Raw genomic sequence first — 14793 nt, 5'->3', positions numbered from 1 at the left:
TGCTCGGGAGGTGCGCCCGCTTCACGTCACCCCACCGAGAGCCATCCACAGGTTCTGATCATTCCTCGGACCCTCCACCCATACGACACAGTTGGCCTGGAGCAGGTCCGAAGGCCGGTAGCCCAGGTCGTGGCAGATCTCGACAAGCTCGTGGGGCCTCTTCGCCAACCGCGCAACGCTTCCGCTCTGGGTGAGACGTACGTGATACGCCGTGGCTCGGTCGTCGTCGAGGAGGTGAGACGAGTGGGTCGCAATCACGTACTGGTTGTCCGTCTCGTCGGTCAGGTACCGGATGAGCTTCTTCTGCAACAGCGGATGCAGGTTGGTTTCGGGCTCCTCAAGGCAGACCAGTGATCGCGAGGTAACGGTCGCGGCCGCCGCAAGCACGATGACTTGCTCGACCCCGCTACCCAGGCTCGCCAGCGGGAGCACACGTTGCGGGGTCTCGACCTGGATCGTCGAGAAGTCGAAGGGGACGTTGAGCGACGCCGCTGGGTCGCCAAGGACCGTCTGCACAAATCGATTGATCGCGGCCCAACGGGGCTGAGCCGACGCCCACTGATCGTGGGGTGGGCTTTGCAGCGTGGCGAGAGCGCGGATGATGCCTCGCCCCGAAAGCCAATCCGGCTGATCGTCTTCGGTCGCTTCGACTCGGCGGGCGCTGGCGATCGTTACCACTGGCGGCAGTGCGGAGAACCCACCGATCGAGATCAGAATCCGCTCCATGACGTTTTCGGCGTTGACGGCGCCGCCCCCGAGAGTGCGGAGGGCCTGGTCGAAGTGCGAATTCTGCCAGTTGGGCCAACCGGAGATGGCCTGGTCGCGACGAGCGGGGTTCGGGACGAACTGATTGTCGACGAGCATGAAGCGCGACCAGTAGCAGGTGTCCTCTGCCAGGAGCGCCATCGCGCCCTCGCGGAAGCTGTTGAGATCTTGCGGGTTGACCCGACCGTTTCGATTTGCCGGATCCTGGGGGTCTCCGAAGGCCCCGAGAGGAACTGGGATCCCGATCTCGAGTCGCGCTTCGTCCTGAAAGCCCCTGGGGCGGTCCAGGTCGTCGAGCTGTGGGGGGCTCGGCGGCTGGGTGGGGTTGCCGCCTCTGGCGCCCACCTTCGGCAGCACGTGCTGCAAGAACCGGAGAGCGTTGGACTTGCCGCTGTTGTTCACACCCGCAAGTACCGTGACCTTGGTGGGAAACAAGAACTCTTGCCACTCCGCGAAGGACCTGTAGCCGGAGAAGCCAATCCCCGGCAGGAGTGGCGTAAACGCGTCGACTGGTTGCACCAAGGCCACGTCTTCCCTGATCAGAGCGCCTGGTAGTAGTCGCGGATGGTCGCGGCCATGAGCCTCCGGCGCCCAACGAGGAACTCCCTGTAGCTCCCTGCCGTGACCTCGACGAGGTTCGCCGGGATGGCGTTCTCCGCGAGGTTGGCGGCCAGGTCGGTCGCGTCGGTGATCTCGCCCAGGGTCAGCAGCCCCGACTCGATCTGGGAGGCCATGCCCGCCATGTACTGCATCGGGGGTTTGTTGCTGATGCTGATGTTGATCGACGTCTCGGTCAGTGCGAAGTTGGCCACCTGGTTGTAGTCGCCGCGGTCGGGGTAGCCGTTCTTCTGTAGATAGTCCTTCGGCACGATGTGGTGGATGTCGCCGGACTGTTGGTGCATGGCGGCGACTGTGATGCCCTTGGAGAGGAACCCCCGGGCGTTCGTGGTGACCTGCGCGGCGAGGAACGCCTGGAAGAACGGGCTGACCGTGCTGGTCGTCTCCAGTGCGGCAGGGAGGGTGACGGCCCAGAAGGCGTCGGAGAGCTCGGATTCCTCGATCTGCTTGAGGTAGTTCGCAGCGCCCTGCTCGCCGATTCGGCGGATGTCCTGCTCCCACGTGGACTCGAAGCTGCCCGAGTGCCGCCCGGTGAGCATCGACATCACGAACCAGCGCTTCACGATGCGCTTCCGCTCGCCCTCGGTCATCTCCTTGTCCTCCCGGAGTCGGAGGTAAAGGGCGTAGGCGAAGTTGAGCGCGTTCTTCGAGTTCACCATGCCCGGGGTGATGAAGCCGGCGGACTTGATGAGCATGAGGAAGTTGTCGAAGTGGTAGTTGCTGACGATCTGGAGAAGCGCCCGCTCAAGCTTGTCGTAAGCGACGGGGATGCGCTCCTCGTCGACCTTGCGTGTCTCCGGGTCGCGGCCCGACAGCTCGCTGACGATGCTCGACGCCTTGCCGCGGCTGAAGCCGACGAGGCCGGCAACGCGGATGATGTCGCTGTACTCCGGGTCGTAGAGATCCTCGGCCTCGTCCTTGAGCCAGCTGACGGCCTTGAGGTATGGCGTCTCGGCGAACTCGGTGTCGTTCTCCTTGATGTCGGCGTACGCATGCGGAGCGACGGCGAGGTGGCAGAAGTAGTCGATGAGCTTGCGCAGGTTGCGACCCCGGTTGCCGTAAGTCGCAATCTTGCTCATCGCGAAGTCTGCGCTGCTTAGCGGGACGCCCTTGGAGTTGATCCGGATGAAGATCTCGGACACGGTCTCGACGTCGAGGTCGTCGGCGAGGCCGATGATGCCGATCTGCGCGTTCTGGATCCGGCCCAGGTGGGCGAGGTTGGTCTCGAAGATCTTGGCATCGACGTCGGGGTTGCGTTCGAGGTACTCGCGCGCGAAGGACAGCGGCGACTCGGAGTTGAAGTACTCGCTGATGTCGGCGATCCACTGTGGGTTCTTACGGATGACCGGTGTCAGGGTCGCGAACTCCTCGGTGATCGGGTTGAAGGCGATCGTGATCCGGACGGACTTGTACCGCTTGTTGATCACCGTGAGGCCGGCGACGGCCGCCCTGAGGGCGGTGATGCGCTGCTGGCCGTCGATCAGGATCTGCTGGTGAGCGGCGACCTGGCCGCCCTTGAGCTTCGCGCCGACCGACTGCCAGGTGATCAGGTAGCCGACGGGGTAGCCCTTGTAGAGCGAGTCCATCAGGTCGCGGACCTTGACGCTGTCCCAGACGAACGGACGCTGGAGCTCCGGGATCGCGATCCGGTCGCTCTTCACGTCTGCCAACAACTGCGTGACAGCAGACTGCGTCACCGAGTACTTCGCCATTGCTGCTCCTCGCTTGCTCGTGAGACACGCTAACTGGATCCTCCGACATGCACCGGGCAATCGGAGCTGGGACATCCTCGGCCTACGACGTTGCGTGCCTGACTACGTCGATGGGCGTGCGCCGGGTGTCCTCGTCGTGGCGGCCCATCTCGTGCTCGGGCGGGATCGGCGCCTGCAGCGTGGCGTCGATGATCGCCGCCCAGTGCGTACGCATCGGCTCGGGCACGTCCATCTCGGGCCACAGGTCGATGAGGAGGGCGGCGTCGAGGTAGAGGCGCAAGCTCCCCTCGTCGCCGTACGTGAGGAGTCGCTCGTAGACGAGCTTGCGGTCGGCCCGGTGCGAGAGGTCCCACCAGAACTTGTCGTTGTCCTCGTCGATCAGGTCGAAGAACTTGATCGTGCGCAAGCAAGCTGGGGCTTCGAGCCGCCACAGCCGGTCGGGGACGGTGAACGGGAATCGGAATCCCGGTGGCGCCGGGTGCTCGGTGAAGCTGACGCGAGGCTGGAGGGCGATGTTCCAGCCGGCTGCGTTCACGATGCGCTCCGCCACCGCGAGGCCGGGCGTCTTCTTGCGGCGCTCGTAGGCCGAGAGCGTCGGTTGGGAGGTCCCGGAGAGGGCAGCGAGCTCGGCCTGGCCCAGCCCGCTCGCCAAGCGGGCTTCCTCGATCACCGTCTGGGGCTGAGATCTCCAGTTCGCCACACCAGCATCGTACATATCCAGCCAGATCTATTCTTCGCGATCTGGGAGCGCCTGCACACCTACCTGTCGCCCACCCCTGGGCGAACAGGAAGGAGCAGCGTGATGAGCGTTGCCAAGTGCCTGGGTGTCGACGACCTCGACGCCCCGAACATGCAGGAAGTGCGTGCCGAGTGGCCACGCTGGCAGGACGTCGAGCCGGCGCTCAGCGTCGCTGACGACATCGCGACTCTCCCGCGGTGGATGAAGCAAGCAACACCCGCCGAACGAGACGCCGTACTGGCAGGTCTTCGGCGCCTGGCCGAGCGCGATCCGCGCGCCTACGTCGCACTTGCCTGGCTGCTGGTACCTGGTGCCTCGCGGGTCGCCGGTCGACTGCGCCGACTCACCGACGCGATCGACGAGGTGGTCGCAGGCCAGCTGTGGATCCAGATCTGCGACCACGACCCCGCCGACGACACGTACGTCGCGACCACGATCCTCAGGCGGGTCGAGCGCGAGTCCATGGCCGAGCTCGGTTTCGGCGAGCTGGCCAAGCGTCGCGACCCCACGTGGGCTAGCTCGGTGCTCATCGAGCGGTACGACGAGACAATCCCAGCCGAGGAACCGGATGCTGAGGAGCCGCGGGAGCAGCTCATCGGGCTCCTGCGACGGGCGCTCGACTCCGGAGCGCTGTCCGACCAGGACCGCGACCTGCTGCTCGATCTGGCTCTCGCGGCCAACCTGGCGGGTGCGCCGTTGCGGCGAGGTCGGGCGGGGCTGACGACGCCGTCGGTGGCCCAGTTGGTGAGCCAGGATCATGCGCTCGCGGAGCGGACGATCCGCCGCCACGCTGCTGATGCGCTCGACAGACTGGGGGAGGTTGCCCGTCGGAATGGGCTGGCGATGTGACCGGGCCGAAAGGCGCTTGGGACTACGCGTCGGCTTCGTGACGCGGCAGTCGTGCCTGCATTCGCTCGACAGCCTCGGCGAGGGGCTGCAGATCTTGATCGATCACCGCTTGGACAATCTCGGGGTTCGTTGCGAAGTAGTGGTGGGCAAGGAAGTCCCGCATGCCGGCGATCTCGCGCCACCTGATCTCCGGCTCGATGTCGGTTGTCTCGGTGCTGAGCGCTTTCACCGCTTCACCGATTTCGAGGAGCCGCATGGCCACGGCGTCCATCACGATCTCCATGCTGATCGGTCCGTGCTGCAGGTGTGAACGGATCGACGTGATCGCCGCCGAAATGTCGTCGAGGGCCTCTGCGTCGGATCGGCTCACAGTGGAAGCAGGTCCTTCGCCGCGCGGGAGCGCACGCGCTCCTTCAGCCCGCTGCGGGGGACCAGGTCGACCGGCACGCCAAGGAGATCCTCCAGCTCGTGCTGGATGCCGATGATGTCGATGATGCTTGTCCCCGGAGGAAAGTCGACCAGGATGTCGACGTCGCTGCCCTCGTGGTCGTCACCACGCGCAGCACTTCCGAAGACCTCGGGTCTTGTGACGCCGTGACGGCGCAGCACCTCGAGCAGCTCGCCACGGTGGGCCGCCACGCGGCGGCCGGTTGGGCCGCTGAGGGGCTTGCGGGTCGGCGCTGCCGTCTCGGCCATGAATCCATCGTATCGGCGGCCAGGCACGCCTTCTCCGCGCGCGCCGCTGGCGGCATCAACATTTCTGACGAGTCTGGCCACCTGGGCGAGGGAACTGTACGTCGGCGAACGCGCGATGAGCCGCGTCAGCGACTCGACGTCGATGCCTGCGATCTCCATCAGGCGGTTCAGCAGTGCCTCTCCGTCGTCCTTCCTGAACCCCTCACGCGCGGCAAGGGGAGCGAGAAGCTCCCGCAGGCGTTGGAGGTCGAAGGTGCGCTTGCTGGACGCGTCGCGAAGTGCGTCGGCGACGAGGCTGAGGTCGCCCTGTTCGATGAGATCGGCGATGGTGCGCTCCATCGTCATGACCGGCAGGCCGTCGGCGAGCGTGACGTCGCCGGGGTCAAGGGTGCGCTGGCGGTAGCGGATTGCGCTGCGCTGACTCTGGCGGCGGGCGGGGGAGACGAACTCGTGCCGCAGGGCGCGGAAGTCACCGATGCCGTGCAGGTCGGCGGCGGATTCTCCTGCCACAACGACACCGTTGGCGAGGTCCTTGATGCGCGCCTCGCCCATCGTCTTCGGATCGGTGCTCAGCCAGGCTGCCTTCAGGTCGTCGTGCGGGCCGGCGGGAGCACCGGCGTCCTTGTAGACCCCGTGGGCGACGCGCTCCAGGGCAGCGCCTGGTCCATGGGCGCGTCTTGAGCGGGCCTGCCTTCGATCTCCTGTGGAATCTCTGCGGAATCTTGCCTGCTTTCAGGGCAACCGAAAGGGCCCCGGACGCTGCGTTTCCGCAGGTCAAGAGCCCTTTCGGCGCTTCGACGTCTCTCAGATGTCGTAATACTGACTGACTGACCCATGCTGACCTGCGCAAACGTCGAGGTTGGCCGGCTGTTTGTACCGGATGTGTAACAGGCTACCGCGTTGCTCTGGGCGGCCCCGGATGAGTGGGAGCGCCTAGATTGATCTAGATGTCAGCCGCTTTCTAGATCGGCTGAACGTCGCCAGCCCGGGGAGTCGCGCAGATCAATGAGAGCCGTCCGTGCGCCGAGCACTGATCCAGGTGAACTGCTGCTCGGAGCCGCCGGGGGTCCGATGGATCCGCGTTTCGGCATGGGTGAGGGTGAAGGCACGCGCGACGAGGGTGGCGAGGTCCTTGGCGGAGTGGCGGGCCGTCGGCAGGCCTGAGCAGGACGTGGGTCCGTCGGGCCCGAATGTGGCCAGGACCAGTAGGCCGTCGGGGGAGAGGGCGCGGGCGACCAGGTCGACGTAGGCCGCTTGGTCGGCCGGAGCTGTGAGGAAGTGGAGGACGGCTCGGTCGTGCCAGGCGTCGTAGGTGCGCGCGGGCTCCCAGGCGAGGACGTCGCTGACGACGTAGGCGACCCGCCCCTCCGCGGAGCCGAGACGCTTGCGCGTCACTGCGAGCGCCTCGTTCGAGATGTCGAGAACGGTGATGTCGTCGCGCCCGTCGGCGAGGAGCGCGTCAGGGAGTCGGGAGGCGCCAGCACCGATGTCGATCACTGAGCCGGGCTGTGAACACAGCAGTTCCACGGAGTGGGTGGGCGTCTCCTCGAACCACGAGACCGTGTCGAGGTCGCGCGACGCGAACACAGCATCCCAGTGGGCAGAGCCGTCGTCGCTCATCGGAAGGCGCACCCGTTGCTGACGCCGAGGCGGCGGAAGATGACCGCCGCGGGGCAGAAGCCGGTGACGGACGACTGGACCAGGTTGAGCCCGACGAAGGCGGTCAGTAACAGCCACCACGGTGACACGAGGGCCACCAGCAGGGCGCTGAGCAGGGTCATGGTGCCGGCGAGGAGGAGGACGGCGCGGTCGAGGTTCATGCCTTGCCTCCGAAGAGGCGGCTGAAGAACCCGGAGGCGGGCTCGTGGGGGTGGCCGGCGCACCGGTCGGCGCGCGGGACGCGGGCGAGGACCTGGTCGACGTGCTGGCCGCAGCCTGCCCAGGTGGTCTTGCCGCACTTCTTGCAGCTGACTGCTCGGCACATGGTGGAGCTCCTTCGGTTCGAGGTGATGGTGCAGGAATGGTGAAGGTGGTGACACGGTGATGGGAGGTGTGGTCCGGACGCCCGTGGGGGACGGGCGCCCGGACCACGTGCCGCGGCGTAGGGGGCACGCCACGGCGGTCAAGGGGTGATCAGCCGTGCGAGAACGTGATGGTCGGCAGCGCCTTGCGCAGCCAGGCCGGCGACCACCAGGCGGCTTTGCCGGTGAGGCGCAGCAGGACCGGCAGCAGCACGAGCCGCACGAGGAAGGCGTCGAGCAGCACGGCGACGCCGAGCACGATGCCCATCTCCTTGGGTGGAAGCGGGCCAGAGAGCGCGAAGGTGAAGAACACCGCGACCATGACCGCGCCGGCTGCGAAGATGACCCGCCCGGAGTGGGCCAGCGAACCGACCATCGCGTCCTTCGGGTCGCCGGAGTGCTCGTAGTGCTCCTTGGCCGATGCCAGCAGGAAGACTGTGTAGTCCATGGCGATCGCGAAGATCATCGCGAAGAAGAAGACCGGCGCCCACGCGTCGAGGAAGCCCTGGCTCTCGAAGCCGAAGAGGTCGGAGCCGACGCCTTCCTGGAAGACCAGGCGGGCCACGCCGAAGGCAGCGGCGGTCGACAGCAGGCTGGCCAGCGTGCCGAGCAACGAGATCAGCGGCGCCTGGAGCGCCACCAGCAACAGCAGGAACCCGAGCACAAGGACAACCGCGATCACCAGCGGCGTGGAGTCGTCGAGCTGGGCCTTGAGGTCGAGGTTCTCCACCGCCGCGCCTCCGACGAGCGCACTGTCGGGCAGGTCGACGCGCAGCCGGTCGACGGTGTCGCTCAGAGCGGGGTCGGAGGGGTCGACGGTCGGCACGGCCGGGACGAGGACCAACCCGCTGTCGTCGGCTGCCGGCATGGCGGGCATCGCTCCGGCGATTCCGGGGTCGGAGGCAAGCACGGTTCTCGCGGTCTCGGCGTCGGAGGCCTTCATCACGATCTGGAGCGTGCCGGGGGCACCTTCGCCAAAGGACTCCTGGACCAGGTCGTAGCCGATCCGGGCGCTGGCGTCCTCGGGCAGGACCTTGATCGAGGGCATCGCGGTCTTGAGTCCGACGATCGGTGCGGCGAGCGCGAGGAGCACGATGAGCGCGCTCAGTCCCCAGACGAGCGGCCGCTTCCAGAGTCGCTCACCCCAGGCGGCGAACTTCGGGGAGCGGTGCTCCCCGGTCTTGACCCACGGCAGGGACAGCTTGTTGATCTTGTGGTCGAGCTTGAACAGCACCAGCGGGAGCAGGGTGAGCGTGGCCGCCAGGACGAAGACCACCGAGAGCATGATCCCCCCGGCCATCGAGCGGAAGGACGGTGACGGCACCAACATCACGGCCGACAGCGAGATCAGCACGGTGGCGCCGGAGAGCAGCACGGCCTTGCCGGCGGTGTCCATCGTCTCGGCGACGGCCTGCCGTGCCGAGTTGCCCGAGCCCATGCGGGAGGCGCGGTAGCGCACGACGAGGAACAGCGCGTAATCGATGCCGAGCGCGAGGGCGAACATCATCGCGAAGTTCATCGCCCAGATGGAGACCGGCACGAGCTCGTTGATGAGCACCAGCGAGCCTGCGGAGGCGACGAGGCCTGCGAGGGTCAGGATCAAGGGGAGGCCTGCGGCGACCAGGGCGCCGAAGGCGAGCACCAGGATCGCCATGGTGACGGGCCAGGAGACCATCTCGGACTTCAGCATCGCCTCGAGGTTGGCCTCGTTGAAGTCCGACCAGAGCAGCGAGGACCCGGTCGGGTTGACCTGGACGCCGTCAACCGAGAGATCCTGGAGGTCCCCCTTGAGGTCGGTGGCGACCCGGACCATCTCGTTGGTGTCGGCACCCGCGCCCGCGAGGATGATCGCGGTGCTGCCGTCCTGGCTGATGGTCGCGCCGGGCATCGGCGCGATCACCTCAGCGATGCGCGGTTCGGCCTCGAGCGCCCGGGTCACCCGGTCGAGGACCTCGGCGCCGGGGCCTTCGGTGACGGGTCCGTCGGTGGAGTGCACGACGACCTGGATGGCCGAGGAGGCGTTGCCGCCGAAGCTCTTCTGGGCGAGCTCGCGCGCAGCGACGGACTCCGATCCGTCGGCCTGCCAGCCGGCGCCGGACAGGTTGTGCTCGACCTGGGGGGCGAAGGCGCCCAGTCCGATGATGAGCAGCAGCCAGACGCCGGTGACGAGCTTGGCGTGGTTGGTGACCCAGAGGCCGAGGCGGCCGAGGGGTCCGGGGCGGAAGCCGGGGGTGAAGTCGGGGGAGGCGCCCCTCGACGGGGCGGTGGTGGTGCTCATGAGTGTTCCGTTCGGTGAGTGTGTGAGCGATGGCCGTGTTCAGAGAAGGGCGGGGATTGCCCGGGCGGCCGTGTAGACGGCGACCGCGAGGACCAGGGCGGTGAAGGCGCCGGAGAGGTGTCGGGTATCGGCACGGTTGGCGATGCGGGCGCCGGCGACCGCCGCCAGGGCTGAAGCGAGGGTGAGGGCCAGGACGACGCCCCAGTCGGGGGCGCTGCCCACGCCCGTCCGGGCCGCGAGGGCGGTGGCGCTGGTGATTGTGATGACGACCAGCGAGGTGCCGGCGGCGTAGGGGAGGGGGAGGGCGAGCCCCAGCAGCAGGGCTGGTACGACGATGAAGCCGCCCCCCACGCCCAGGAAGCCGGTCAACAGGCCGACGAGCGTGGCAGTGAGGAGCACCTTGAGCGCCCGAGGGCACGCGCACGCGAAGGTGGGGCTGAAGGTGATGATCGGGTCGTCCAGGGCCGGGCGCGCAGCATGCTGGGGACCATGGCGTTCGTGGCGCAGCTGCCGGATGGCCATGAGAGCGCCGACGAGAAGCATGAGGGCCGCGAAGGCGGCGAGCAGCACATCCTCGCCCACGCGCGCCGAGGCCTTGGCGCCGAGGATGGCGCCGCCGATGGCGACGAGGCCGAAGACGACCCCGCGCCCCAGCATCACGTGGCCCGCGCGGCCTGCGGCCACGGCGCCGATCAGCGCCGTGACGCCCACGACGACCAGGGAGCCGGTCGTGGCCTGGGCGGGGCTCTGGTCGAGGAGGTAGACCAGCACCGGCACCGCCAAGATCGAGCCGCCGCCGCCGAGTGCGCCCAGGCTGAGCCCGATGAGCGCGCCGGCGGCGACCGCGAGGACGAGGGTCATGATTAGGCCTCGGGCCCGACCAGGTGCAGGCCGACGGCCTCTGCGTTGTCGAAGCTGTCGTCGATGGCGACCAATGTGCGGCCGTGGGCGTGCAGCATCGAGGCGGCGACCGAGGCGCGGTAGCCACCGGCGCAGTGCACCCAGACCTCGCCGGTCGGGACCTCGTCGATGCGGGTCCACAGCTCGTGCAGTGGCACGTTGACGGCGCCGGTGATGGCGGCCGCCTCGTGCTCGTCGGTGCGGCGGACGTCGAGGATGACCACGTCGCGGTGGTGGCGGACCTGGGCAAGGTCGGCGAAGGTCGCGGTCGCGAAGCTGACTGGCGTCTGGGTGCTCCAGTCCTCGGGGCCGCCGGTCGCGTGGGCGGCCGGACGGTCGATGCCGATGCGAACCAGTTCGCGCTGGGCCTCGGCCACGTCCTCGGCGCTCGAGCCGAGCAGCGTGATGGGGGTGTCCCAGGGGACCAGCCACCCGAGGTAGGTCGCGAACCCGCCATCGAGCCCGAAGTTGAGAGTGCCGGGGGCGTGGCCCGCCGCGAAGGCGGTGCGGTTGCGCAGGTCGACGACCCACTCGCCGGCCTCGATGCGTCGGCGCAGCTCGGTGGCGTCGGCCCGCTTGGGCGGGCTCAGATCGGGCGCGGAGGGGCCGGCGGCATTGGCCGGAGCCATGTGGGCGTAGTAGGCCGGCCACGCGCCGAGCCCGGCCAGCAGGTCGCGGACGTAGGTCTCTTCGTCCTGCGTCAGCACTGGGTTGGTCACCCGCTCGCGGCCGATCGTCGAGGACGTCGCGTCGGACTGCGTGGCGGAGCAGAAGGAGCCGAAGCCGTGTGTAGGGAAGACCTCGGCGTCGTCAGGCAGCAGGTCGGCCAGCCGGTGCGCCGAAGCATGCTGGTGGCGCACCAGATCATGGGTGTGCTCGGGACCGAGCAGGTCGGGGCGGCCGGTGGCCCCGTAGAGCAACGAGCCGCCCGAGAAGACTCCCACCTCCGTGCCAGCGCCGCTTCCGGCGCCCAGGTTGCGCAAGGCGTAGGACAGATGGGTAAAGGTGTGGCCCGGGGTGGCGAGCACCGTGATCCGCATGCGGTCACCGACCTCGACGACGTCGCCGTCGCTGATCGGGGTCCGCTCGAACGCGAGCTCGTCGGCGCCGTTGACCAGGTAGTCAGCGCCGGTGGCCCGCGCCAGAGCGAGGCCGCCGGTGACATAGTCGTTGTGGATGTGGGTCTCGAAGACATGGGTCAGGCGAACTTGATGCTCGGCCAGCAGGCCCAGGACCCGGTCGATGTCGCGCTGCGGGTCGACCACGAATGCGATTTCACCGTCGTGGACGAGGTAGCTGCGGTCGCCCAGGGTTGGGGTCTCGATCGGGACGATCGTCAGGTCGTTGGTGAGGGCACTACCGGTCACGATGCTCAGCCCTTCTCAATCGGACGGCCGGAGCGGATCCAGGCGCCGGTACCGCCGACGACGTTGACGGCGTCGAAGCCTTGGGCCACGAGAACGTCGGTCATCGCGGCGCTGCGGTTGCCGCTCGCGCAGATCACGTGCACGACCGCCGAGCGGTCAAGCTCGCCGAGGCGCCCGGTCAGGTGACCCATGGGAATGTTCAAGGCGCTGGGCACATGCCCCTCGGCGTACTCGCCGGTCTCGCGCACGTCCACGACCAGGGCGCCGCCGTCGATCGCCGCGGCGAGCTGGTCAATGTCGATCTCACGCATCGATTGATGTCCCTTCTGGCCCCGAGGGCCCGGTCGTTCGGAACCCCCTGGGGGGTTGTGGTGAGAAGTTAGCACAACCCCCCAGGGGGTTGTACAGTTGACGGCACAGGGTGCCTGCAAGGGCACCCACGAGACCGACGAAAGGCACGACCATGGCCGACTACACGCTCGCGATCACCACGGAGCGCCCCTACGAGGAGACGGTGGCCGCCGTACGCGAGCAGCTCGCCGAGGCAGGCTTCGGCGTGCTCACCGAAATCGACCTGAAGTCGACCCTCAAGACCAACCTCGACGTCGATGTCGCGCCCCAGGTGATCCTCGGAGCCTGCCGCCCGCAGCTCGCCCACCAGGCGCTGCAGGCCGAGCCGTCCATCGCAGCGCTGCTGCCATGCAACGTCGTCGTCCGCTCGACGGGAGCGACGACCACGGTCGTCGAGGCTTTCGACCCGGCCATGATGACCTCGTTCGTCGCCGAGCCCAGCGACGCCCTGCGTGCCGTCTCCGACGGTGCACGGGCGCGACTCCTAGCGGCGCTGTCGGCCGTCGCGGCTGCCGATATCACTTCTACTCAGAACGGAGGACAGGCCTGATGGACCTCGAGCCCACCGAAATCAAGGCGATCATCACCCGCATGAAGCGCGCCAACGGCCACCTCGCCAGCGTGATCCGAATGATGGAGGAAGGCTCCGATTGCGAGTCCGTCCTCACCCAGCTCGCCGCGGTAAACAAAGCGCTCTCCCGCGCCGGCTACGCCATCGTCGCCACCGGGCTGCAGCAGTGCCTCACCGAATCCAACGAAGGGCTAGACAACGTGGACGTCAAGAAGATGGAAAAGCTGTTCCTCGCCTTGGCCTGAGTATCGCAACAAGGGCCCTGGCTAAGCCAGGGCCCTCGGTGCTCGAACGGTGAGTTCGAGCTTTACGTGCACAAGTGACTAGATGCGGCTACAGGTCGTAATAGAGCTCGAACTCGTGCGGGTGGGGGCGCAGTTGGACGGGGGCGATCTCGTGGGTGCGCTTGTAGTCGATCCAGGTCTCGATCAGGTCGGGGGTGAAGACGTTGCCGACGGTGAGGAAGTCGTGGTCGCCCTCGAGGGCGTCGAGGACGGCGCTGAGGGAGGTGGGGACCTGGTCGATCTCGGCCATCTCGTCCGGCGGGAGCTCGTAGATGTCCTTGTCGATCGGGGCGGCCGGCTCGATCTTGTTCTTGATGCCGTCGACGCCGGCGAGCATCAGCGCGGAGAAGGCGAGGTAGGGGTTCGCCGACGGGTCGGGGAACCGGCACTCGACGCGCTTGGCCTTCGGGTTCGCGCCGGTGATCGGGATGCGGACCGACGCGGAGCGGTTGCGCGAGGAGTACACCAGCGAGATCGGGGCCTCGAAGCCCGGCACCAGGCGGTGGTAGGAGTTCACCGACGGGTTGGTGAAGGCCAGCAGCGCCGGGGCGTGCCGGAGGATGCCGCCGATGTACCAGCGGGCGACATCGGAGAGGCCGCCGTACCCGGTCTCGTCGTAGAAGAGCGGCTCGCCGTCCTTCCAGAGCGACTGGTGGACGTGCATGCCCGAGCCGTTGTCGCCGAAGATCGGCTTCGGCATGAAGGTGACCGACTTGCCGGCCTCCCAGGCGGTGTTCTTGATGAGGTACTTGAACTTCATCACGTCGTCCGCGGCCTTGAGCAGCGTGTCGAAGCGGTAGTTGATCTCGGCCTGGCCGGCGGTGCCGACCTCGTGGTGCGCGCGCTCGACGAGGAGGCCGCAGGCCTCGAGGTTCTTGACCATCTCGTCGCGCAGGTCGCCGTAGTGGTCGTACGGCGAGACCGGGAAGTAGCCGCCCTTGAAGCGGGTCTTGTAGCCCCGGTTGTCGCCCTCCTTGCCGGAGTTCCACCAGCCCTCGACGGAGTCGATGTGGTAGTAGCCCTCGTTGGCGGTGGTGGAGTAGCGGACGTTGTCGAAGATGTAGAACTCCGCCTCGGGGGCGAAGAACGCGGTGTCCGCGATGCCCGTGGTGTTGAGGTAGGCCAGCGCCTTGCGCGCGATGTTGCGGGGGTCGCGGGAGTAGGCCTCGCCGGTGATCGGGTCGTGGATGAAGAAGCCGAGGTTCAGCGTCTTGGCGGTGCGGAACGGGTCGACGTACGCCGTGGACGGGTCCGGGAACAGCGCCATGTCCGACTCGTTGATCGCCTGGAAGCCCCGGATGGAGGAGCCGTCGAAGGCGAGGCCGTCGTCGAAGACCGACTGGTCGAACGACGAGACCGGGACGGTGAAGTGCTGCTCGATACCGGGCAGGTCGACGAAGCGGATGTCAACCATCTCGACGCCCTCGTCCTCGATGAACTTGAGCAGCTCGTCGCTGTTCTGGAACATTCGTCCTCCTTGGCTGCCCTCGTGGGCAGCCGACATGAGTGGCGGAGCAGGTGTGCCGGGGCGACGCTGCTCCGGGCGGTGTCCGCAACGTACGCAGGGGCAGTTTCTCGACCGTATCCGGTTTGTTTCGGGCGTGTAACAGGTGCCCGGCGACCGGCCCGGTCGCCGGCCCGC

The 14793-nt window shown here is 67.6% G+C and carries 16 protein-coding genes; 3 read left to right on the top strand and 13 right to left on the bottom strand.

The window, feature by feature from the left end; all coding sequences use genetic code 11:
• Positions 1 to 21: 21 nt before the first annotated feature.
• From ACYVKX_RS00985 to ACYVKX_RS00975, 3 genes are all read right to left on the bottom strand, one after another.
• Positions 22 to 1284, bottom strand: coding sequence for an AAA family ATPase (locus tag ACYVKX_RS00985; protein WP_460828629.1), 1263 nt, complete (start codon positions 1282 to 1284; stop codon positions 22 to 24).
• A 20-nt stretch (positions 1285 to 1304) separates the two neighbouring features.
• Complete coding sequence (locus tag ACYVKX_RS00980; protein WP_460828628.1) at positions 1305 to 3095, bottom strand: GmrSD restriction endonuclease domain-containing protein; 1791 nt, start codon at positions 3093 to 3095, stop codon at positions 1305 to 1307.
• Positions 3096 to 3177: 82 nt separating this feature from the next.
• Complete coding sequence (locus tag ACYVKX_RS00975) at positions 3178 to 3810, bottom strand: helix-turn-helix domain-containing protein (RefSeq protein WP_460828627.1); 633 nt, start codon at positions 3808 to 3810, stop codon at positions 3178 to 3180.
• Between the two features lie 87 nt (positions 3811 to 3897).
• Here ACYVKX_RS00975 and ACYVKX_RS00970 point away from each other — a divergent pair, with 87 nt between their 5' ends.
• Positions 3898 to 4683, top strand: a complete 786-nt coding sequence (locus tag ACYVKX_RS00970; RefSeq protein ID WP_460828626.1) for a hypothetical protein — start codon at positions 3898 to 3900, stop codon at positions 4681 to 4683.
• 22 nt (positions 4684 to 4705) lie between these two features.
• Here ACYVKX_RS00970 and ACYVKX_RS00965 read toward each other — a convergent pair whose 3' ends face one another.
• From ACYVKX_RS00965 to ACYVKX_RS00925, 9 genes are all read right to left on the bottom strand, one after another.
• Entirely contained in the window at positions 4706 to 5053 is a 348-nt protein-coding gene (locus ACYVKX_RS00965; protein ID WP_460828624.1) for a HepT-like ribonuclease domain-containing protein, read from the bottom strand.
• Positions 5050 to 5931, bottom strand: coding sequence for a nucleotidyltransferase domain-containing protein (locus ACYVKX_RS00960; RefSeq protein ID WP_460828623.1), 882 nt, complete (start codon positions 5929 to 5931; stop codon positions 5050 to 5052). The genes ACYVKX_RS00965 and ACYVKX_RS00960 overlap by 4 nt, the downstream gene beginning before the upstream one ends.
• Positions 5932 to 6381: 450 nt before the next feature.
• Complete coding sequence (locus ACYVKX_RS00955; protein ID WP_460828622.1) at positions 6382 to 6999, bottom strand: class I SAM-dependent methyltransferase; 618 nt, start codon at positions 6997 to 6999, stop codon at positions 6382 to 6384.
• Complete coding sequence (locus tag ACYVKX_RS00950; RefSeq protein WP_460828621.1) at positions 6996 to 7199, bottom strand: YgaP family membrane protein; 204 nt, start codon at positions 7197 to 7199, stop codon at positions 6996 to 6998. The genes ACYVKX_RS00955 and ACYVKX_RS00950 overlap by 4 nt, the downstream gene beginning before the upstream one ends.
• Positions 7196 to 7363 carry a hypothetical protein gene (locus ACYVKX_RS00945; RefSeq protein ID WP_460828620.1) on the bottom strand — a complete coding sequence of 56 codons (168 nt, stop codon included), beginning with the start codon at positions 7361 to 7363 and terminating at the stop codon, positions 7196 to 7198. Before ACYVKX_RS00945 ends, ACYVKX_RS00950 begins: the two co-directional genes overlap by 4 nt.
• Before the next feature lie 149 nt (positions 7364 to 7512).
• On the bottom strand, positions 7513 to 9678 hold the full coding sequence (locus ACYVKX_RS00940; protein WP_460828619.1) for an MMPL family transporter: 2166 nt from the start codon (positions 9676 to 9678) through the stop codon (positions 7513 to 7515).
• Between the two features lie 39 nt (positions 9679 to 9717).
• The gene (locus tag ACYVKX_RS00935; RefSeq protein ID WP_460828618.1) at positions 9718 to 10539 is read right to left on the bottom strand and encodes a sulfite exporter TauE/SafE family protein; all 822 of its coding nucleotides are present in this window, start codon (positions 10537 to 10539) and stop codon (positions 9718 to 9720) included.
• A 2-nt stretch (positions 10540 to 10541) separates the two neighbouring features.
• Positions 10542 to 11945 (bottom strand): MBL fold metallo-hydrolase, encoded by a 1404-nt coding sequence (locus tag ACYVKX_RS00930; protein ID WP_460828617.1) that lies wholly within the window; start codon positions 11943 to 11945, stop codon positions 10542 to 10544.
• A gap of 5 nt (positions 11946 to 11950) precedes the next feature.
• Positions 11951 to 12256, bottom strand: a complete 306-nt coding sequence (locus tag ACYVKX_RS00925; RefSeq protein ID WP_460828616.1) for a rhodanese-like domain-containing protein — start codon at positions 12254 to 12256, stop codon at positions 11951 to 11953.
• 152 nt (positions 12257 to 12408) lie between these two features.
• Between ACYVKX_RS00925 and ACYVKX_RS00920 the strand changes: the two genes are divergently transcribed.
• On the top strand, positions 12409 to 12846 hold the full coding sequence (locus ACYVKX_RS00920; RefSeq protein ID WP_460828615.1) for a DUF302 domain-containing protein: 438 nt from the start codon (positions 12409 to 12411) through the stop codon (positions 12844 to 12846).
• A complete protein-coding gene (locus ACYVKX_RS00915; protein WP_460828614.1) occupies positions 12846 to 13112 on the top strand; it encodes a metal-sensitive transcriptional regulator in 267 nt (88 codons plus the stop codon). Before ACYVKX_RS00920 ends, ACYVKX_RS00915 begins: the two co-directional genes overlap by 1 nt.
• Positions 13113 to 13200: 88 nt before the next feature.
• Here ACYVKX_RS00915 and glnA read toward each other — a convergent pair whose 3' ends face one another.
• Entirely contained in the window at positions 13201 to 14619 is a 1419-nt protein-coding gene (gene glnA / locus ACYVKX_RS00910; RefSeq protein WP_460828613.1) for a type I glutamate--ammonia ligase, read from the bottom strand.
• Between the last annotated feature and the right edge of the window lie 174 nt (positions 14620 to 14793).

It is taken from the genome of Nocardioides hungaricus (genome assembly GCF_054782915.1).
Note: the sequence above shows the minus strand (reverse complement) of the source record. Positions and strands in the feature narration are given on the sequence as shown.